Origin of the sequence: Ramlibacter tataouinensis (genome assembly GCF_001580455.1) — a bacterium.
GTDB classification, from domain to species: domain Bacteria; phylum Pseudomonadota; class Gammaproteobacteria; order Burkholderiales; family Burkholderiaceae_C; genus Ramlibacter; species Ramlibacter tataouinensis_B.
The window spans coordinates 1,870,737-1,889,764 of record NZ_CP010951.1 but is presented as its reverse complement, the minus strand read 5'-3'; the positions used below and the strand labels follow the sequence as shown (position 1 = coordinate 1,889,764).

Genomic DNA, 19,028 nt, shown 5'->3' with positions numbered 1-19,028 from the left:
GTCGGTTGACGCCCCAGCCGCCATCTGCCATAATCGCGGGCTGCGCCTTGAAAAGGGTGCATATCTGCCCCATTCGAAATCGCCGCAAGTGGTTTGCGGCGAGGACGGCGGGCCCAAGACTGACCTGGTCGCCGGATTTCCGGAGCCCGGGTGCAAGTTGGGAATATTTGAAATGATCCAGACAGAATCTCGGCTCGAAGTCGCCGACAACACCGGTGCGAAGTCCGTTCTTTGCATCAAGGTGCTCGGCGGTTCCAAGCGTCGCTACGCCAGCGTGGGCGACATCATCAAGGTCAGCGTCAAGGAAGCCGCACCGCGGGGCCGCGTCAAGAAGGGCGAGGTCTACAGCGCCGTCGTGGTTCGAACCGCCAAGGGCATCCGCCGTGGCGACGGCTCGCTGGTCAAGTTCGACGGCAATGCCGCCGTGCTGCTCAACAACAAGCTGGAGCCCATCGGCACCCGCATCTTCGGCCCGGTGACGCGCGAGCTGCGCACCGAGCGCTTCATGAAGATCGTGTCGCTGGCCCCGGAAGTTCTGTAAGGGAACGCCATGAACAAGATTCGCAAGGGCGATGAAGTCATCGTGATCGCCGGCCGCGACAAGGGCAAGCGCGGCAAGGTGCAGCTTCGCAAGGATGCCGACCACGTCGTGGTCGAGGGCATCAACCTGGTCAAGAAGCACACCAAGCCCAACCCGATGAAGGGCACCACCGGCGGCGTCGTGGAGAAGTCCATGCCGATCCACCAGTCCAACGTGGCGATCTACAACCCCGCCACCGGCAAGGCTGACCGCGTGGGCATCAAGGTTCAGGGCGACAAGCGCGTGCGCGTCTTCAAGTCCAGCGGCGAAGAAATCAAGGTGGCATGACCATGGCACGACTGCAACAACACTACCGCGAGAAAGTGGTTGGCGAGCTGACCGAGAAGTTCGGCTACAAGTCGCCGATGCAAGTGCCGCGCCTGAGCAAGATCACGCTGAACATGGGCGTGAGCGAGGCGGTGGCCGACAAGAAGGTCATGGACAACGCCGTCGGCGACCTGACCAAGATCGCCGGCCAGAAGCCCGTCGTGACCAAGGCCAAGAAGGCCATCGCCGGCTTCAAGATCCGCGAAGGCCAGGCCATCGGTGCGATGGTGACGCTGCGCGGTGAGCGCATGTGGGAATTCCTGGATCGTTTCGTCACCGTGGCGCTGCCGCGCGTGCGCGACTTCCGCGGCATCTCCGGTCGCGCGTTCGACGGCCGTGGCAACTACAACATCGGCGTCAAGGAACAGATCATTTTCCCGGAGATCGAATACGACAAGGTCGACGCCATCCGCGGCCTGAACATCTCGATCACCACCACGGCCAAGACCGACGAAGAGTGCAAGGCGCTGCTCGCGGGCTTCCGTTTCCCGTTCAAGAACTGAAGGTACAACGTGGCTAAAGCAGCTTTGATCCAACGCGAGCTCAAGCGAGACAAACTCGTTGCCAAGTACGCGAAGAAGTACGAGGAACTGAAGTCGATCGCCGGCGATGCCAAGAAGAGCGAGGAAGAGCGCGCCGCCGCTCGCCTGGCCCTGCAAAAACTCCCCCGCAACGCGAACCCGACCCGCCAGCGCAACCGCTGCGAGATCACGGGTCGTCCGCGCGGCACCTTCCGCCAGTTCGGCCTGGGCCGCAGCAAGATCCGCGAGATGGCCTTCACCGGCGACATCCCGGGCGTGATCAAGGCCAGCTGGTAATCGGCAGGAGAGAACAGACATGAGCATGAGTGATCCCATTGCCGACCTGCTGACCCGCATCCGCAACGCGCAGATGGTGGCGAAGGCGACCGTGTCGGTGCCCGCTTCGAACATCAAGGTGGCCATCGCCCAGGTGCTGAAGGACGAGGGCTACATCGATGGCTTCCAGGTCAAGAAGGACGGCAACAAGAGCGAACTCGAAATCGCCCTGAAGTACTACGCCGGCCGCCCGGTGATCGAGCGCATCGAGCGCGTCAGCCGCCCCGGCCTGCGCGTGTACAAGGGCCGTGACGCCATTCCGCAGGTCCAGAACGGCCTGGGCGTGGCGATCGTGACCACCCCCCGCGGCGTAATGACCGACCGCAAGGCGCGCGCTGACGGCGTCGGCGGCGAAGTCCTCTGCTACGTCGCCTAAGGGAAGGAAAAGAAATGTCCCGAGTCGGAAAAATGCCGGTCGCCGTCCCGCAAGGCGTGGACGTGCAGATCAAGGAAGACCAGATCAGCGTCAAGGGCGCGGGCGGCGCGCTGTCGCTGGCCCAGAACGCGCTGGTCAAGGTCGCGAGCAAGGATGGCAAGCTCTCCTTCGAGCCGGCCAACGAATCGCGTGAAGCCAACGCCATGAGCGGCACCATGCGCCAGCTGGTGAACAACATGGTGGTGGGCGTGACCAAGGGCTTCGAGCGCAAGCTCACGCTCGTCGGCGTGGGCTACAAGGCCCAGGCCCAGGGCGCCAAGCTGAACCTCACCGTGGGCTATTCGCACCCGGTGAACATCGACATGCCCGCGGGGATCACGGTGGCGACGCCAGCCCCCACGGAAATCGTGATCAAGGGCGCCGACCGCCAGCGCGTCGGCCAGATCGCCGCGGAAATCCGCGCCGTTCGCCCGCCCGAGCCCTACAAGGGGAAGGGCATCCGCTACGCGGACGAGAAGATCACGATCAAGGAAACGAAGAAGAAATAAGGAGCTGCATCATGTTGACCAAGAAAGAGCAGCGTCTTCGCCGGGCCCGCCAGACCCGCATCCGCATCGCCACCCAGGGCGTTGCGCGGCTGACGGTGAACCGCACCAATCTTCACATCTACGCGGCGGTGATCTCCGAGGACGGCAGCAAGGTGCTGGCTTCGGCGTCGACCGCACAGGCCGACCTGCGCAAGTCGCTGGGCGGCGCCGGCAAGGGCGGCAACAAGGCTGCCGCCGAGCAAGTCGGCAAGCTGATCGCCGAGAAGGCCAAGGCCGCTGGCGTCGAGAAGGTCGCTTTCGACCGCGCCGGCTTCGCCTACCACGGCCGCGTCAAGGCGCTGGCCGATGCCGCGCGCGCCGCGGGCCTCCAGTTCTAAAGGATTCGCAACATGGCACGAGTTCAAGCGAAGACGCAAGGTGACGGTCCCGAAGACGGCCTGCGCGAGAAAATGATCGCGGTCAACCGCGTGACCAAGGTGGTGAAGGGCGGCCGTATCCTCGGCTTCGCCGCGCTCACCGTGGTCGGCGACGGCGACGGCCGCGTCGGCATGGGCAAGGGCAAGTCCAAGGAAGTGCCCGCCGCCGTGCAGAAGGCGATGGAAGAAGCCCGCCGCAACATGACCAAGGTGTCGCTGAAGAACGGCACCATCCACCACAACGTGGTCGGCCACCACGGCGCGGCGCGCGTGATGATGGCCCCGGCCCCCAAGGGCACGGGCATCATCGCCGGCGGCCCGATGCGCGCGGTGTTCGAAGTCATGGGCATCACCGACATCGTGGCCAAGAGCCATGGTTCGACGAACCCCTACAACATGGTCCGCGCCACCTTCGACGCGCTGAAGAACTCCACGACCCCGGCGGAAGTGGCGGCCAAGCGCGGCAAGTCGGTCGAAGAGATCTTCGCCGCCTGACCGGAGTCACTGACATGGCAAACCAGCAAACCAAGACCGTCAAGGTCCAGCTCGTGCGCAGCCCGATCGGCACCAAGGCCGACCACCGCGCCACGGTGCGCGGCCTGGGCCTGCGCAAGCTCAACAGCGTGAGCGAGCTGCAGGACACCCCCGCCGTGCGCGGAATGATCAACAAGATCGATTACCTGGTGAAGGTGCTCTGATCATGCAACTGAACAACATCAAGCCCGCTGAGGGCGCCAAGCATGCCAAGCGCCGCGTCGGCCGCGGCATCGGCTCCGGCCTGGGCAAGACCGCGGGTCGCGGCCACAAGGGCCAGAAGTCCCGCGCCGGCGGCTACCACAAGGTCGGTTTCGAAGGCGGCCAGATGCCGCTGCAGCGCCGCCTGCCCAAGCGCGGCTTCAAGTCGCAGACGGCCAAGTTCAACGGCGAGATCTCGCTGGCGGCGCTAGAGCGCCTGGGTGCGGCCGAAGTGGACCTGCTCACGCTCAAGCAAGCTGGCCTGGTCGGCGAGCTGATCAAGAACGTGAAGGTAATCAAGTCGGGCGAGCTGAAGAAGGCCGTCAAGCTGACCGGCATCGCCGCGACGGCTGGTGCCAAGGCTGCCATTGAAGCTGCCGGCGGCAGCCTCAACTGAGCCGGATGGCTTTGACAGAGAAGGACCCTGGTGGCAACTAGCGCTGCACAAATCGCGAAGACCGGCAAGTACGGCGACCTGCGTCGCCGGCTGGTGTTCCTGCTGCTCGCGCTGATCGTCTACCGCATCGGCGCGCACATTCCCGTGCCCGGCATCAACCCGGACCAGCTCGCGCAGCTGTTCAAGGGCCAGCAGGGCGGGATCCTGAGCCTGTTCAACATGTTCTCGGGCGGCGCGCTGTCGCGGTTCACCGTGTTCGCGCTGGGCATCATGCCCTACATCTCGGCCTCGATCATCATGCAGCTGCTGACCTACGTCGTGCCGACGTTCGAGCAGCTGAAGAAAGAAGGCGAGGCCGGCCGCCGCAAGATCACGCAGTACACGCGCTACGGCACGCTGGGCCTGGCGATCTTCCAGTCGCTGGGCATCGCCATGGCGCTGGAAGGCACCGCCGGCCTGGTGATCAACCCCGGCTTCGGTTTCCGCATGACCGCGGTGGTCAGCCTGACGGCCGGCACCATGTTCCTGATGTGGCTGGGTGAGCAGATCACCGAGCGGGGTCTCGGCAACGGCATCTCGATCCTGATCTTCGCCGGCATCGCCGCGGGCTTGCCCGGCGCGATCGGCGGACTGCTCGAGCTGGTGCGCACCGGCGCGATGGGCATCCCGGTGTCCATCCTGATCGTGGCGCTGGTGGTGCTGGTGACCTGGTTCGTCGTGTTCGTCGAGCGCGGCCAGCGCAAGATCCTGGTGAACTACGCGCGCCGTCAGGTGGGCAACAAGGTGTACGGCGGCCAGTCCTCGCACCTGCCGCTCAAGCTGAACATGGCCGGCGTGATCCCGCCGATCTTCGCCTCGTCGATCATCCTGCTGCCCACCACGGTGGTGAGCTGGTTCGCCACCGGCGACAGCCTGCGCTGGCTCAAGGACATCGCCGGTTCGCTGACCCCCGGGCAGCCGATCTACGTGATGCTGTACGCCAGCATGATCGTGTTCTTCTGCTTCTTCTACACGGCGCTCGTGTTCAACAGCCGCGAGACCGCCGACAACCTGAAGAAGAGCGGCGCCTTCATCCCGGGCATCCGTCCGGGTGAGCAGACCGCGCGCCACATCGACAAGATCCTGGTTCGCCTGACGCTGGCCGGCGCGGTGTACATCACCTTCGTTTGCCTGCTGCCGGAGTTCCTGATCCTGAAGTACAACGTGCCGTTCTATTTCGGCGGGACTTCGCTGCTGATCATCGTGGTGGTCACGATGGACTTCATGGCCCAGGTGCAGAACTACCTGATGAGCCAGCAGTACGAGTCGCTGTTGAAGAAGGCCAACTTCAAGACGTCCCTGGGCGGCTGAGCAGATGGCCAAGGACGATGTCATCCAGATGCAGGGCGAGGTGATCGAAAACCTCCCCAATGCCACCTTCCGGGTCAAGCTGGAAAACGGCCATGTGGTGCTCGGCCATATTTCGGGAAAGATGCGGATGCACTACATCCGCATCCTCCCGGGTGACAAGGTCACCGTTGAATTGACGCCCTACGACTTGTCGCGGGCACGGATTGTGTTCCGCGCAAAGTAAGCGGACAAGGATTTAGGAGAAAGCAAATGAGAGTTTCGGCTTCCGTCAAGAAGATCTGCCGCAACTGCAAGATCATCCGCCGCAAGGGTGTGGTCCGCGTGATCTGCACCGATCCGCGCCACAAGCAGCGCCAGGGCTGATAGACAGAGTTAAGGAAAGACGCACATGGCACGTATCGCTGGCATCAACATTCCGCCGCACCAGCACGCCGAAATCGGCCTGACGGCGATCTTCGGCATCGGCCGCACGCGCGCTCGCAAGATTTGCGAGGCCTGCGGCATTGCCTACTCGAAGAAGGTCAAGGACCTCACCGACGCCGACCTCGAGAAGATCCGCGACCAGATCGCCCAGATCACGATCGAGGGCGACCTGCGCCGCGAAACGACGATGAACATCAAGCGCCTGATGGACATCGGCTGCTACCGCGGCTTCCGCCATCGCCGCGGCCTGCCCATGCGCGGCCAGCGCACCCGCACCAACGCCCGTACCCGCAAGGGTCCGCGCAAGGCGGCGCAGGCGCTCAAGAAATAATCCGGGAAAGAGTGAACAGAAATGGCTAAGGCTCCCGTCAGCAACGCCGCGCAGCGCGTGCGCAAGAAGGTCCGCAAGAACGTGTCCGACGGCGTCGCGCACGTGCACGCGTCCTTCAACAACACGATCATCACGATCACCGACCGCCAGGGCAACGCCCTGTCCTGGGCCTCCTCCGGCGGCCAGGGCTTCAAGGGCTCGCGCAAGTCCACGCCGTTCGCCGCCCAGGTGGCCTCGGAAGTGGCCGGCCGCGCCGCGATCGAGCAGGGCATCAAGAACCTGGACGTCGAGATCAAGGGCCCCGGCCCGGGTCGCGAGTCGTCCGTGCGCGCGCTGGCCGCGCTGGGCATCCGCATCACCTCGATCTCCGACGTGACGCCGGTCCCGCACAACGGCTGCCGCCCGCAAAAGCGTCGTAGAATCTAAGGACCAAACACGGCGTGTCCTGCGGGCACGCCGTGTCCTTTTTTGTTGAAGCCCACTGCCGCCCCAAACTGGAGCGGCTCCCCCGGCAAGAAGGCCGGGGCAGATTAAGTAAAGGAAAGTCAAGTGGCACGTTATCTCGGCCCCAAGGCCAAGCTCTCCCGCCGTGAAGGCACCGACCTGTTCCTGAAGAGCGCCCGCCGCTCGATCAGCGACAAGGCGAAGTTTGATTCCAAGCCCGGCCAGCACGGCCGCACCTCCGGCCAGCGCACCTCCGATTTCGGCCTGCAACTGCGCGAGAAGCAGAAGGTCAAGCGCATGTATGGCGTGCTGGAGCGCCAGTTCCGCCGCTACTTCGAAGAAGCCTCGCGCCGCAAGGGCAACTCCGGCGCCAACCTGCTGTTCCTGCTGGAATCGCGCCTGGACAACGTCGTCTACCGCATGGGCTTCGGCTCCACCCGCGCCGAAGCGCGCCAGCTGGTGTCCCACAAGGCCATCACCGTCAATGGCCAGCCGGTGAACATTCCCTCCTACCTGGTGAAGACCGGCGACGTCATCGCCGTTCGCGAGAAGTCCAAGAAGCAAACCCGCGTGCTCGAGGCGCTGCAGCTTGCGCAACAGGTTGGCATTCCGGCGTGGGTCGAAGTGAACGCCGACAAGGGCGAAGGCACGTTCAAGAAGGTTCCGGACCGCGACGAGTTCGGCGCCGACATCAACGAATCGCTGATCGTCGAACTGTATTCTCGTTAATCGAGGAACAACGAGGCTGCCGACGCAGCCTCGTCCTTGAAGTTTTCGTTCCCTGCCGGGAGGCATCCCGGCCGGGCACTTCACCAGCCTTACCGGTGTAACGAGCCGGGGGTATTGAGAGGAAGTCCTGCATGCAAACCAACCTGCTGAAACCCAAAGCCATCAACGTTGAGCAGCTCGGCACCAACCGGGCCAAGGTGACGCTCGAGCCGTTCGAGCGCGGCTATGGCCACACGCTGGGCAACGCCCTGCGCCGCGTGCTGCTTTCGTCGATGCTGGGGTATGCGGCAACCGAGGTCACCATTGCCGGTGTCCTGCACGAGTACTCGTCGATCGACGGCGTCCAGGAAGACGTGGTCAGCATCCTGCTGAACCTCAAGGGCGTGGTCTTCAAGCTCCACAACCGCGATGAAGTCACCCTGTCGCTGCGCAAGGACGGCGAAGGCGTGGTCACCGCGGCCGACATCCAGACGCCGCACGACGTCGAGATCATCAACCCCGACCATGTGATCGCGCACCTGTCGCAAGGCGGCAAGATCGACATGCAGATCAAGGTCGAGAAGGGCCGTGGCTACGTGCCGGGCACCATGCGCCGCTACGCCGACGAGCCCACCAAGTCGATCGGCCGCATCGTGCTGGACGCCTCCTTCTCGCCGGTCAAGCGCGTGAGCTACACGGTCGAAAGCGCCCGCGTCGAGCAGCGCACCGACCTGGACAAGCTGGTGGTCGAGATCGAGACCAACGGCGCCATCACCGCCGAGGACGCGGTGCGTGCCTCCGCCAAGATCCTGGTCGAACAGCTCGCGGTGTTCGCGCAGCTGGAAGGCAGCGAACTCGCAGCCTTCGACCAGCCGGTGCAGCGCAGCTCGCAGCAGTTCGACCCGATCCTGCTGCGTCCTGTCGACGAGCTCGAGCTCACGGTGCGTTCGGCCAACTGCCTGAAGGCCGAGAACATCTACTACATCGGCGACCTGATCCAGCGTACCGAGAACGAGCTGCTCAAGACCCCGAACCTGGGCCGCAAGTCGCTCAACGAAATCAAGGAAGTTCTGGCTTCGCGCGGCCTCACGCTGGGCATGAAGCTGGAGTCCTGGCCGCCCGCCGGCCTGGACAAACGTTAACCCAATGGTGAACTGGCAGTACCTGACACGGCTGCCTTTGAGATAAGGAAAGGAACACACCATGCGCCACGGACACGGACTCCGTAAACTGAACCGCACCAGCGAGCACCGCCTCGCGATGCTGCGCAACATGATGAATTCGCTGCTCGAGCACGAGGTGATCAAGACCACGGTGCCGAAGGCGAAGGAACTGCGCCGCGTGGTCGAGCCCATGATCACCCTGGCCAAGGAGCCGACGGTTGCCAACAAGCGCCTGGCGTTCGACCGCCTGCGCAACCGCGACATCGTCACCAAGCTGTTCGCCGAACTGGGTCCTCGCTACAAGGCGCGCCCGGGCGGCTACACCCGCATTCTGAAGATGGGTTTCCGCGTCGGCGACAACGCGCCGATGGCGCTGGTCGAGCTCGTGGATCGGCCCGAGCCCACTGAAAATGCAACGGCCGGCGAGCAAACGCAGGCCTGATCGCATATAATCGTTACCTCTGACGCGCGGTGGAGCAGCCTGGTAGCTCGTTGGGCTCATAACCCAAAGGTCGCAAGTTCAAATCTTGCCCGCGCAACCAAATTCAACGCCCACTTTCCAGTGGGCGTTTTTGTTTCTGGACACGGCCCAATCAACCGCTCACCGCGCCGGTGCCGGGTGACGGCCAGGATCCGCGCAGGCCGAACACCGGCGGGGCATGCGTCTTGTCGCGCAGGAGGTTGGTGGCGTCGGCGGGGTAGGCCAGCGACGGCGCGCCCACCAGGTCTTCGAGCACCCGCAGCCGGATCGGCGCAGCGGGGTCGTCCGGAAACTTGCGCGCGAAGTAGGCGCCGCAATCGCGCAGCATGTCGATGTCGCCGTCCTCGAAGCAGCCCGTGTGCGCGTCGACGTACCGCTTGACGACATGGTTCATCGGCCCCCGGTTCTCTACGAGCTGCATCAGCATCGTCGGAAACAGGAATTCCTCGGCGATGCGCAGCCGGCTGAAGTAGTCGCGCACCCCCGGCTGCTCGAACAGGCGCACCATGCCGCCGATGATGTCCCTGCGCGCGCCGAACCACGGCGTGCCGTAGTAGGGATGGAACGCCTCGCCGAAGATGTGCCGCCCGATTGCCGGGCGACTCAAGGCTTGAATGAGCAGCCCGGCCATCCGGGCAGGCAGGCCCGCGCCACCGCCCGTGCGCAGCCAGATGCCGGCCTCGTCCCGGCGTCCGGGGGACGTGCCGAAATAGACGTTGGTCGCGCGGCGGGCCACCAGGTGGCGCAAGGAGAGTTCGGGCGTGAAGGCCCGGTAGCCCACGCTCATCAGGGCATCGCGATCGTTGAGCAGATTGACGCAATCGAAGTGGGCGTCGGCTCCGCTGGTCACGCGCGCCTCGAACTGCGCGATCGGCTTGATCGGCAGGCAAGTCGGGCTCAGGAGCTGCAGGTAGTCGAACTGCAGGTTCGACAACGCATGCCGCAGCGAATGGAAGATGCCATCCACGAATCCGAAGTAGGCCCAGCCTGTGCGCCGGGGGTCAGGAACGAACTGGACGTTCGTTGCCGTGAGTGAAAAGTCGGGCGTCTGCGAGAAGTCGTGATGCACCAGCACGGTGTGCGGCGCCAAGGCATTGGCAAGCTGGTCGACCGTGCCGGGCTTGCTCACGGCCGACATCACGAGAAACAAGATTCGCGGCTGCATCAGACGTTCCACTCCCCAATGATTCGACGCTGACCTCGAACAAACTATAGAGCGAAACAAGGCTCGGCGATTCAGCCGCAGTCCTACATGTCCGAGCTGACGCGTCCGACAACTTCTGGGGCCCACGCCCTGCGACAGGCGCGATCCTCCTCGTGTTGTGGGCCGCGCACTGTGAGTGCGTTGAAATAGATGTGTGCGGCCAGACGACAAGCGGCCGCGCGCCGATGTCCGACCTCACTGACAAGCTATTGGCCACGCTGCCGCCTGGACGCGCCGGCCTGTTCAATCCGTGGGCCGACAGCTGCCCGCATCAGGCGCCCGGCAGCGACGCTGCGCAACGCATGCAGCGCCTGCGGCAACACCTCGATGGCGAGGTCAGGCTGATCCTCGTCGGTGAGGCGCCCGGTTACCAGGGTTGCCGCTACAGCGGCGTGGCCTTCACCAGCGAGCGCTTGCTGCTCGAGGGCGCGATTCCGCGAATACCCGCGCCGGCGGGCCGCCTGTCGAGCCGACGTCTGCCGTTTTCCGAGCCCTCGGCAACGACCGTGTGGCGCGCGCTGAAGACATTGGGGATCGAGGACTGCGCCATCTTGTGGAATGCCGTGCCGCTTCACCCGCATCACCCCGGTGTTCCCTGGTCCAACCGCAGACCCACGCTCGAGGAACTGAGGCTTGGCACGCCGGCGCTCAGGATTCTGCGGGCGGCTTGGCCGCGGGCCACCTTCGTGCCGGTCGGCAGGACGGCGCAGGCGGCGCTACAGCACGCCCGGATCGCGGCGGCGTCGTGCGTGCGCCATCCCGCCCATGGCGGCGCGCTGAAGTTCTGTCAGGACCTAAATGCCCGTTGTCTGATGCCGTCGGACGCGAATATGCGATAAATGAAACAAATGTGACGTCGCTGCGCGTGCGGCTAGGCTGCTCACTGCGATCGCCAATCACGACAACAACGGTACGGTTGTTGGAAGCAGCGCAGGCGGTTTCGCGTCCTGCCGTGAGTTGTGGACCGGGCGCTGCGAGCTGCTTGCTCTGTTGCCCACGGTGCCTGTCACCGCGGCCGCGAGGCGCCTTGCTCAGGAAAACGCAGGCCTGTCCCGCCCGACGCCATCGACCTCCCCCTCCGACCGCAGCGCCCTCAACCGTCCCTCAACCTGCTCGACCCGCCACACCGGCACATCCACGATCAGCAGCACCTGCCCCTGCTCGATCTGTGGTGCGAAGCGCTTGAGGCGCTCGCTCGGCGCGGAGACACCGATCATGCTCGACGCCCAGGGGCCGAAGATGGCGCCGGCGATGGCCAGGCCCAGGGCGATGTCCCATTGCGGGTCGTCGCCGACGATGGGGTAGAGCGCCGCGACCAGGGCACCTGTCAGGCCGCCGACGCAGGCGCCGACGACCAGGCCCAGTTCGGCTGAGCGGACCAGGTCCGAGGTCTGCAGCAGGTTGGCCTCGTGCAGGCCCGACAGGTTCGCGCCCTCGCAGCCGACGAAGTGCATGTGGCGGTAGTCGACGCCGGTCCGCAGCAACTCGTCCATCGCGGCGCGCGCGCTTTCGCAGTCGGGGAGCAGCCAGTGGATTCGTCTGCGCATGTCGCCTCCCTTGTCGGCACCAGGGACTACTTGTGCGGAGCCGTGTGCGGCGCCGCCGGCTTCACCGCCGCCGGCGCGAAGAAAGTGTCGCGCGTGATGTGGGTATGGCCGGCCTCGAGCGCGCCTATTCCCAGCAGCACCATCAGCAGCAAGGGCGGCACCACGATGGCGTATACCAGCGCCAGGCGCTCCCAGACCATGTGCATGAAAACGGCGACGATCAGGCCTGCCTTCAGCAGCATGAAGACAATGATCAGCGACCAGCGCAGCAGGCCCTGGAAATGGAAGTAGTCGACTGCGTAGGAGGCTGCGCTCAACACGAACAGCAGGCCCCAGATCTTGAAATAGATGCCCAGCGGGTGCTGCTGGCCGTGCGACGACGCGACCGGTTGGTCCGCGCCGTGCTCTGCATGCTGTGCGTGGTCCATGTGCGGCTCCTACCAAAGATAGAAGAAGGCGAAGATGAAGACCCAGACCAGGTCCACGAAGTGCCAGTACAGGCCCATGATCTCGACGATCTCGTAGTTGCCGCGGCGGCCGGTGAGGAAGCCGTGCGCCTGGCGGTCGAGGTCGCCGCGCCGCACCTTGGTCGCCACGATGATCAGGAAGATCACGCCGATGGTCACGTGGGTGCCGTGGAAGCCGGTGATCATGAAGAAAGACGATCCGAACTGCGCGGCGCCCCACGGGTTGCCCCAGGGCCGAACGCCTTCCATGATCAGCTTGGTCCACTCGAAGGCCTGCATGCCGACGAAGGTGGCGCCCAGCGCCGCGGTCGCCAGCAGCAGCCAGAAGGTGGTCTTGCGGTCGCGCCGGTAGCCGTAGTTCACCGCCAGCGCCATCGTCCCGCTGCTGCTGATCAGGATGAAGGTCATGATCGCGATCAGCAGCAGCGGCACGTTCTGGCCGAACATCATCAGCGAGAACACCTCGCTCGGATTGGGCCACGGCACGGTGGTGGAGCCACGCACCGTCATGTACGAGATCAGGAAGCTGCCGAAAATGAAGGTGTCGCTGAGCAGGAAGATCCACATCATCGGCTTGCCCCAGGGCACGTCCTTGAAGGCGCGCTGGTCCGAGGACACGTCCGAAACGATGCTCTGCCAGCCTTTCTCCTTCGGCAGGGCGGATGCCGTGTCGATTGCTTCGTGCATCTTCATGTGTTCGGCTCCCGGTCAGAAGGACGTCGTGCAGATGGCCAGCCCGAAGTCGCTCGAGGTCAGCAGCGCGTACAGCACGATCCAGACGGCAAGCAGGAAGTGCCAGTACGTCGCGCACAGTTCGACGACGAGCCGCACGCGTCCGACCTCCGACACGCGCCGCGCGCGAATCGACGCGAGCCCCCATGCGACCAGTCCGCCCAGGACGTGCAGGCCATGGGCCGCCGTCAGCAGGTAGAAGAAAGACGTGGCGGCGCTGGTGGTGAGGTAGAAGCCGGCGTCGCTGAACTGCTTCCACACGACCAGCTGGCCGGCCAGGAAGCCGAAGGTGAACAAGCCGCTGACCCACAGGCCCTGCCGCACACTGCGCGGCTGGCCGCGCCGCGCGGCGCGCACCGTCCACTCCATCGCCAGGCTGGCGCCGACCAGAATGGCGGTGTTCAGCATCAGCAGGCGGGGCTGCGGCAGCGGCGTCCAGTCGTTGAAGCTCAGGCGCATTGCATAGGCGCTGATGAACAGCGCGAACAGCGAGGTCGCGACGCCCAGGAACACCCACAACGCCACCTTCGCCATGGGACGGTGCCCCGAGACGCGCGCAGGTGCTGCCGGCACGGCCTGGGCCTCCCAGGGTTGCACATTGAGGGTCTGACGGAACAGCCACCCCACGATGACCACCATCAGGAGCGAGAGAGACACGAGGCCGATGGTCATGGCGCTACTCCGCGGCCGGTGCGTGATCGGGTTCGCGGGCTCGGGCCGCCTGCGGCGCCGGCGCGGCCGGGCCGGGTGGCTCGGGCTCGACCCAGCCCTCGGCCGCCACCATGGACGGCGGGACGTTCTGTGGAATGTAGTCGCTTGTCACGCCCGGCACGCTGTAGTCATAGGCCCAGCGATAGACGGCCGGCAGTTCCTTGCCGAAGTTCCCGTGCGTCGGCGGCGTCTGCGGGGTCTGCCATTCCAGCGTGGTGGCATGCCACGGGTTGCCGCCGGCCGGCCGGCCCCGGAAATAGCTGACCGCCAGGTTGTACAGGAAGACCATCTGCGCGGCGCCCACGATGAAGGCCGCGATCGACATCGCCGCGCTCAAATGCTGCGCCGATTCGGGAATGAAGGTGGTGCCGGTGATGGCGTAGTAGCGGCGCGGGATCCCCAGGAAGCCCAGGTAGTGCATGGGGTAGAAGATCGCGTAGGTGCCGACGAAGGTGACCCAGAAATGAAGCTTGCCCAGCCCGTCGTCCAGCATGCGCCCGGTGATCTTCGGGTACCAGTGGTAGATGGCGCCGAACACCACCAGGATCGGCGCGATGCCCATGACCATGTGGAAATGAGCGACCACGAACATGGTGTCCGACAGCGGCAGGTCGACCACCACGTTGCCAAGGAACAGGCCGGTCAGCCCGCCATTGACGAAGGTGAAGATGAACGCGATGGCGAACAGCATGGGCACCGTCAGGTGGATGTTGCCGCGCCATAGCGTGAGCACCCAGTTGTAGACCTTGATGGCCGTGGGGATCGCGATCAGCAGCGTGGTCGTGGCGAAGAAGAAACCGAAGTACGGGTTCATGCCGCTCACGTACATGTGGTGCGCCCAGACGATGAAGCTCAGGCCGCCGATCACCAGGATGGCCCAGACCATCATGCGGTAGCCGAAGATGTTCTTGCGTGCGTGGGTGCTGATCAGGTCGGAGACGATGCCGAAGGCGGGCAGGGCGACGATGTAGACCTCAGGGTGGCCGAAGAACCAGAACAGGTGCTGGAACAGCAGCGGCGTGCCGCCCGAGTAATCCAGCTGCTGGCCCTTGGAAACCAGTGCCGGCATGAAGAAGCTGGTGCCTAGCGTCAGGTCCAGCAGCATCATGATGCAGCTGACGAACAGCGCCGGGAAGGCCAGCAGCGCCAGGATGGTGGCCATGAAGATGCCCCACACCGTCAGCGGCAGCCGCATCATCGTCATGCCGCGCGTGCGCGCCTGCAGCACCGTCACCACGTAGTTCAGGCCGCCCATGGTGAAGCCGACGATGAAGACGCACAGCGAGAGCAGCATCAGGATGATCCCCGCGTGCGACCCCGGCGTGCCGTCGAGGATGGCCTGCGGCGGGTACAGGGTCCAGCCGGCGCCGGTCGGCCCCCCGGGCACGAAGAAGCTTGCCACCAGCAACAGCACCGCCGCCAGGTAGACCCAGTAGCTGAGCATGTTGACGTAGGGGAACACCATGTCGCGTGCCCCCACCATCAGCGGGATCAGGTAGTTGCCGAAGCCGCCCAGGAACAGCGCCGTCAGCAGGTAGATCACCATGATCATCCCGTGCATGCTGACGAACTGCAGGTAGTTGTGCGGGTCGATGAAGGAGAAGCGGTCAGGAAAGCCGAGCTGCAGCCGCATCAGCCACGACAGCACCAGCGCCACCAGGCCGATGCCGATGGCGGTCAGCGCGTACTGGACCGCGATCACCTTCGCGTCCTGGCTCCAGATGTATTTGCCGATGAAGGTTTTTGGGTGGTAGAGCTCGACCTCGCCCACCTCCGCAGGCGGGGCGAACTCCGACTCGTCGTGCGCAACATAGGCCGTCATGGGCTCTCCCTGGTTTCCTGCGTCAACGTGAATTGATATAGGCCAGCACGTCGGCGATCGCGGCGTCGTCGCCCAGCATCCCGGCGAATAGCGCCATTTGCCCGCCGTAGATGTCCTGTGGGTCGTGTCCGCGAACGCCGGTCCGGAAATTCTTCAGCTGCGTGGCGAGGTACCAATCGCTCATTCCCTTGAGCCGGGGGGCGTTGGTCGCCGCATTCCCCTGGGCGTTCGCGCCGTGGCAGGCGGCGCAGGTCTGGAATCGCTGCCGGCCGTTGTCGGCGTTGCCCTTGAGGGTGCCCGCTGCCGGCGTGTCCGGCAGGCTGGCGATGTAGGCCACGACATCGGCCATGGCCTTGTCGTCGGCCAGCGTGGCGGCCATGGGCGCCATCATCTTGCCGAACGCATCCTTCTCGTTGGTGCCGCGCGCGCCCTGCTTGAAATGTCGCAGTTGCCGCTCCAGGTACCAGCCACCCTGGCCGCTCAACTTGGGCGCGTTCACCGCGACATTGCCTTCGCCGTTGGCGCCGTGGCAGGCGGCGCAGGCGGCATACAGGGCCTTGCCGGCGGCGACATCGCCGGCCGGCCGTGCGCTGGCCTGTGCATAAGTGGCCTGGCGCTGCAGCCAGGCCTGGTAGGCCGCGGGTTCGTCCACCACGATGCGGCCGCGCATGGCGAAGTGGCCGATGCCGCAGAGCTCCTGGCACAGGAGGTCGAAGGAACCCGTGCGCGTCGGCGTGAACCAGGCGTAGGTCACCATGCCGGGCACCAGATCCATCTTGACGCGGATTTCGGCGATGGCGAAGTTGTGCAGCACGTCCTTGGAGCGCAGCAGCAGCTTGACTGGCTTGCCCAAGGGCAGGTGCAGTTCGGGGCTGGCCACCAGCACGTCGTCGCGCCCGCGCTCGTCGTTGGCGTTCATGCCGAAGGGGTTCTCGGTCGAGACGAAGCGCGAATCGATCGTCCCGAGCTTGCCGTCCTGGCCCGGCAGGCGGTAACTCCAGTGCCATTGCTGGGCCACGACCTCGACGACCGCGGCGTCCTCCGGCACGGTGACGAACTTGGCCCACACCAGCAGCCCGGGCGCCAGCATCGCGGCGACGCCGACCGCGGTCACGATCAGCAGGCGCCATTCTAGTTTCTTGTTCTCGGGCTCATACGCGGCGCGGGCGTGCTTGCGGTACCGGTAACGGATCACCGCCCAGGCCATGAATCCGCTGACCGCGACGAACACGATCCCAGTCACCCAGAAGGTGATGGCGATGGTGCCGTCGATCGTGTCCCAGTTGGAGGCGATCGGTGTGAAGTACCAGGGGCTCAGGAAGTGGAACAGCACCGAGCCCAAGGCCAGCAGGATCAACGCGATGGCGATCGGCATGGCTAGGACTCCCTTCTCTCTAGCCTCAAACAGAGCGGGCCCGTTGCTTCACGGGGTATGGGGAAGAAAGGCGCTGAACGAAACGAGCCGGCAGCGACACCGGAAAACGCAGCCGCGCTCCAGCTCGTTGCAAGCAACATCCGACCACGCAAGCCTAGGAAAGTGTCCATGGCGACCCCCGTGTCAGCGACAGCGCAGAACGAAGACTGCGCACGCTGCCCCGGATTCGCCGAGCCAGCTGTGGTTTTTGTTTTACACCTGATGGCGGGACGGCGCAAGGGAGCCACGGACCTATGTCCGCACTGTCACGCTCTTGTTGGGCACTAAGGATCAGGAGATCCATCGACGCTTCACGACACTGCGCACAGGAAGAGCAGTCGGACGCAGCCGCCTCTGCTCGTTGAACGCGAGCTCAACTCATCCAGCCGAGGTTCTCTTTGCAGCAGTCGCCGCTCCGACTTGCGTGGCCTGAGTACGCCGCATTCACCGGCGGCGGGCCCACCCAAGCCGCCGCTTTGGAGCGCGATTCGTCAGCGGACCGGCATCGCCTCGAATCTCCCAAATGGAAAAGCGATGATGCTCCTGGCGATTACCATCGCGGGAGATGAGGCAACCCGCAGCGTCCCGGATGGGCCAAGGATGTGTGCGGCTACAATCCCCGCCTGTGCGGCTGTAGCTCAGTGGATAGAGTATCGGCCTCCGAAGCCGAGGGTCGTGGGTTCGATCCCCGCCAGCCGCGCCAGCTTGTTCACACAAGTCAATATGCTTGCCTCCGCAAGGATCGTCCCTTGCCAGGTCGCACCGCGCTCGCCCCGACACGCCGATCGTGCGTGCGTCGTGGAACCTGCAGGCGCTGCTCTCCAGCCTGCAGCGCGCACACCGGTGTAGATTGCACAAAATGAAAGCCAAGCATGTGCTGATGTTGGCAGCCGTCGTTGTTGCCTTCGCGCTGGCGGCGATTTGGTGGCGAAGCCAACAGCAGGGTGCAGTTGCGCCGACACAGATTGCTTCCGGATCCGTCCCGCCCGCCTCGGCGCCCGCTGCAGTACCGTCGCCGCCGGTCACCCATGTGATCGAGCCGCCGACCACTGCTGCGCCGATGACCACGGCTGACATCGAGCCGGCGCTCGTCGAGCTGCTCGGCCGCAAGGCAGTGAGCTTGTTTCTGCAGACGGACAGCTTCGTGCAGGGCTTCGTCGCCACCGTGGACAACCTTGGGCGCCAGCACGCGCCCGCTTCCAAGTGGCCGGTGCAGCCGACGACCGGCCGTTTCACGGTCCAGATTCAGGACAGCGAGACCGCCATCGCCGCGGACAACAGCCGGCGCTACACACCCTTCGTGCAGCTGGTGGAGTCCGTAGACACCGGCCGCGCGGTCGATCTGTATGTGCGCCTGTATCCGCTGCTGCAGCAGGCCTACGAGGAGCTCGGCTATCCGAAACGCAACTTCAACGACCGTCTGATCGAAGTGATCGACCAGCTGCTCGCCACGCCCGACGCCGCGGAGCCCGTGGCGGTGGTGCTGACCGAAGTCAAAGGTCCGATCCCGTCGACGCGGCCCTGGGTGCGATACCAGTACGCGGACCCCGCGTTGGAATCGCTTTCCGCCGGACAAAAGATCCTGTTGCGAATGGGCGCAGTCAACGAACGCCGCCTGAAGGCCAAACTCGCCGACGTCCGGCGGGGGCTGATGAGGCGCTCAACGACGCGCTGATCCAGCCGGCCAAGCAGTCGCACTTCGTCGCAGCGATGGCGATGGAATTCAAACGTCGAGTGGTTCCACCGCCGGGAGCATCATTTCCTTTCCCACCATGGCCCGCGCGTATAAGTAGTTGTTGCGCGCGGGCTCGCTGAGCGCGTCGAGTTCGACCCGTCCCCGCGCGTCGCACGGAAATGCGAAACCACGGCCGTGATGGAATAGTGATCGGTAGCGAAGCTGGAACTGGGGGGATCTTGAGCGGTTCATCTCAGCCTCCGGCGCTGGTGCTCGTACGCTTTCACTATGGCCGTTGACCGGCACCGGAGGTATCGGAA

General features: G+C 64.8%; 27 protein-coding genes and 2 tRNA genes. 22 read left to right on the top strand and 7 right to left on the bottom strand.

Translation table 11 applies throughout. The features are described 5' to 3' along the window. Positions 1-172: 172 nt before the first annotated feature. The 19 genes from rplN to UC35_RS09115 all read left to right on the top strand — a co-directional run bounded on the left by rplN (position 173) and on the right by UC35_RS09115 (position 9,197). The gene (gene rplN / locus UC35_RS09205) at positions 173-541 is read left to right on the top strand and encodes a 50S ribosomal protein L14 (RefSeq protein ID WP_061498327.1); all 369 of its coding nucleotides are present in this window, start codon (positions 173-175) and stop codon (positions 539-541) included. A 9-nt stretch (positions 542-550) separates the two neighbouring features. Then, positions 551-868 (top strand): 50S ribosomal protein L24, encoded by a 318-nt coding sequence (gene rplX, locus UC35_RS09200; protein ID WP_061498324.1) that lies wholly within the window; start codon positions 551-553, stop codon positions 866-868. Between the two features lie 2 nt (positions 869-870). After that, positions 871-1,410 (top strand): 50S ribosomal protein L5, encoded by a 540-nt coding sequence (rplE, locus tag UC35_RS09195; RefSeq protein ID WP_061503759.1) that lies wholly within the window; start codon positions 871-873, stop codon positions 1,408-1,410. 9 nt (positions 1,411-1,419) lie between these two features. Continuing rightward, complete coding sequence (rpsN, locus tag UC35_RS09190; protein ID WP_061498320.1) at positions 1,420-1,725, top strand: 30S ribosomal protein S14; 306 nt, start codon at positions 1,420-1,422, stop codon at positions 1,723-1,725. A 19-nt stretch (positions 1,726-1,744) separates the two neighbouring features. Then, complete coding sequence (gene rpsH / locus UC35_RS09185) at positions 1,745-2,140, top strand: 30S ribosomal protein S8 (protein WP_061498317.1); 396 nt, start codon at positions 1,745-1,747, stop codon at positions 2,138-2,140. Positions 2,141-2,154: 14 nt separating this feature from the next. Further along, a complete protein-coding gene (gene rplF, locus UC35_RS09180; protein WP_061498313.1) occupies positions 2,155-2,688 on the top strand; it encodes a 50S ribosomal protein L6 in 534 nt (177 codons plus the stop codon). An 11-nt stretch (positions 2,689-2,699) separates the two neighbouring features. Beyond that, the gene (gene rplR, locus UC35_RS09175) at positions 2,700-3,065 is read left to right on the top strand and encodes a 50S ribosomal protein L18 (RefSeq protein WP_061498309.1); all 366 of its coding nucleotides are present in this window, start codon (positions 2,700-2,702) and stop codon (positions 3,063-3,065) included. 12 nt (positions 3,066-3,077) lie between these two features. Beyond that, a complete protein-coding gene (gene rpsE / locus UC35_RS09170; RefSeq protein ID WP_061498308.1) occupies positions 3,078-3,599 on the top strand; it encodes a 30S ribosomal protein S5 in 522 nt (173 codons plus the stop codon). A 14-nt stretch (positions 3,600-3,613) separates the two neighbouring features. Continuing rightward, positions 3,614-3,802 carry a 50S ribosomal protein L30 gene (rpmD, locus tag UC35_RS09165; RefSeq protein WP_061498305.1) on the top strand — a complete coding sequence of 63 codons (189 nt, stop codon included), beginning with the start codon at positions 3,614-3,616 and terminating at the stop codon, positions 3,800-3,802. A 2-nt stretch (positions 3,803-3,804) separates the two neighbouring features. Then, positions 3,805-4,236, top strand: coding sequence for a 50S ribosomal protein L15 (gene rplO / locus UC35_RS09160; RefSeq protein ID WP_061498302.1), 432 nt, complete (start codon positions 3,805-3,807; stop codon positions 4,234-4,236). Positions 4,237-4,266: 30 nt separating this feature from the next. Beyond that, positions 4,267-5,586, top strand: coding sequence for a preprotein translocase subunit SecY (gene secY / locus UC35_RS09155; protein ID WP_061498300.1), 1,320 nt, complete (start codon positions 4,267-4,269; stop codon positions 5,584-5,586). Positions 5,587-5,590: 4 nt separating this feature from the next. Continuing rightward, a complete protein-coding gene (infA, locus tag UC35_RS09150) occupies positions 5,591-5,809 on the top strand; it encodes a translation initiation factor IF-1 (RefSeq protein ID WP_004521905.1) in 219 nt (72 codons plus the stop codon). 26 nt (positions 5,810-5,835) lie between these two features. After that, positions 5,836-5,949, top strand: a complete 114-nt coding sequence (rpmJ, locus tag UC35_RS09145; RefSeq protein ID WP_011481465.1) for a 50S ribosomal protein L36 — start codon at positions 5,836-5,838, stop codon at positions 5,947-5,949. Positions 5,950-5,974: 25 nt separating this feature from the next. Continuing rightward, positions 5,975-6,340 (top strand): 30S ribosomal protein S13, encoded by a 366-nt coding sequence (gene rpsM, locus UC35_RS09140; protein ID WP_061498297.1) that lies wholly within the window; start codon positions 5,975-5,977, stop codon positions 6,338-6,340. 21 nt (positions 6,341-6,361) lie between these two features. Beyond that, complete coding sequence (rpsK, locus tag UC35_RS09135) at positions 6,362-6,766, top strand: 30S ribosomal protein S11 (RefSeq protein ID WP_061498295.1); 405 nt, start codon at positions 6,362-6,364, stop codon at positions 6,764-6,766. A 123-nt stretch (positions 6,767-6,889) separates the two neighbouring features. Continuing rightward, on the top strand, positions 6,890-7,513 hold the full coding sequence (rpsD, locus tag UC35_RS09130) for a 30S ribosomal protein S4 (protein ID WP_061498293.1): 624 nt from the start codon (positions 6,890-6,892) through the stop codon (positions 7,511-7,513). 131 nt (positions 7,514-7,644) lie between these two features. Next, on the top strand, positions 7,645-8,634 hold the full coding sequence (locus tag UC35_RS09125) for a DNA-directed RNA polymerase subunit alpha (RefSeq protein WP_061498290.1): 990 nt from the start codon (positions 7,645-7,647) through the stop codon (positions 8,632-8,634). A gap of 61 nt (positions 8,635-8,695) precedes the next feature. After that, positions 8,696-9,097, top strand: coding sequence for a 50S ribosomal protein L17 (rplQ, locus tag UC35_RS09120; RefSeq protein WP_061498288.1), 402 nt, complete (start codon positions 8,696-8,698; stop codon positions 9,095-9,097). Between the two features lie 23 nt (positions 9,098-9,120). Continuing rightward, positions 9,121-9,197, top strand: a tRNA-Met gene (locus UC35_RS09115). A gap of 51 nt (positions 9,198-9,248) precedes the next feature. Here the strand turns inward: UC35_RS09115 and UC35_RS09110 are convergent. Continuing rightward, entirely contained in the window at positions 9,249-10,301 is a 1,053-nt protein-coding gene (locus UC35_RS09110) for a hypothetical protein (RefSeq protein WP_061498285.1), read from the bottom strand. Positions 10,302-10,525: 224 nt separating this feature from the next. On the opposite strand from UC35_RS09110, the gene UC35_RS09105 reads away from it, so the two are divergent. Then, a complete protein-coding gene (locus UC35_RS09105) occupies positions 10,526-11,179 on the top strand; it encodes a uracil-DNA glycosylase (RefSeq protein WP_061498281.1) in 654 nt (217 codons plus the stop codon). A 192-nt stretch (positions 11,180-11,371) separates the two neighbouring features. Here the strand turns inward: UC35_RS09105 and UC35_RS09100 are convergent, their stop codons facing one another. The 6 genes from UC35_RS09100 to UC35_RS09075 are packed head-to-tail and all read right to left on the bottom strand — an operon-like array spanning position 11,372 to position 16,994. After that, the gene (locus UC35_RS09100) at positions 11,372-11,887 is read right to left on the bottom strand and encodes a hypothetical protein (protein ID WP_061498278.1); all 516 of its coding nucleotides are present in this window, start codon (positions 11,885-11,887) and stop codon (positions 11,372-11,374) included. A 26-nt stretch (positions 11,888-11,913) separates the two neighbouring features. After that, entirely contained in the window at positions 11,914-12,315 is a 402-nt protein-coding gene (locus UC35_RS09095; RefSeq protein WP_061498277.1) for a cytochrome C oxidase subunit IV family protein, read from the bottom strand. A gap of 9 nt (positions 12,316-12,324) precedes the next feature. Next, the gene (locus UC35_RS09090; RefSeq protein ID WP_227820510.1) at positions 12,325-13,047 is read right to left on the bottom strand and encodes a heme-copper oxidase subunit III family protein; all 723 of its coding nucleotides are present in this window, start codon (positions 13,045-13,047) and stop codon (positions 12,325-12,327) included. Between the two features lie 15 nt (positions 13,048-13,062). Then, positions 13,063-13,758, bottom strand: a complete 696-nt coding sequence (locus UC35_RS09085) for a heme-copper oxidase subunit III (RefSeq protein ID WP_061498276.1) — start codon at positions 13,756-13,758, stop codon at positions 13,063-13,065. Positions 13,759-13,762: 4 nt separating this feature from the next. Continuing rightward, positions 13,763-15,619, bottom strand: coding sequence for a cbb3-type cytochrome c oxidase subunit I (locus UC35_RS09080; protein ID WP_082792967.1), 1,857 nt, complete (start codon positions 15,617-15,619; stop codon positions 13,763-13,765). A 22-nt stretch (positions 15,620-15,641) separates the two neighbouring features. Continuing rightward, complete coding sequence (locus UC35_RS09075; RefSeq protein WP_061498275.1) at positions 15,642-16,994, bottom strand: c-type cytochrome; 1,353 nt, start codon at positions 16,992-16,994, stop codon at positions 15,642-15,644. A 666-nt stretch (positions 16,995-17,660) separates the two neighbouring features. Here UC35_RS09075 and UC35_RS09070 point away from each other — a divergent pair. Together UC35_RS09070 and UC35_RS09065 are read left to right on the top strand one after the other, a co-directional pair. Then, positions 17,661-17,736: transfer RNA gene (locus tag UC35_RS09070), tRNA-Arg, on the top strand. A gap of 156 nt (positions 17,737-17,892) precedes the next feature. Continuing rightward, positions 17,893-18,708 carry a DUF3014 domain-containing protein gene (locus UC35_RS09065; protein ID WP_061498274.1) on the top strand — a complete coding sequence of 272 codons (816 nt, stop codon included), beginning with the start codon at positions 17,893-17,895 and terminating at the stop codon, positions 18,706-18,708. Positions 18,709-19,028: the final 320 nt, after the last annotated feature.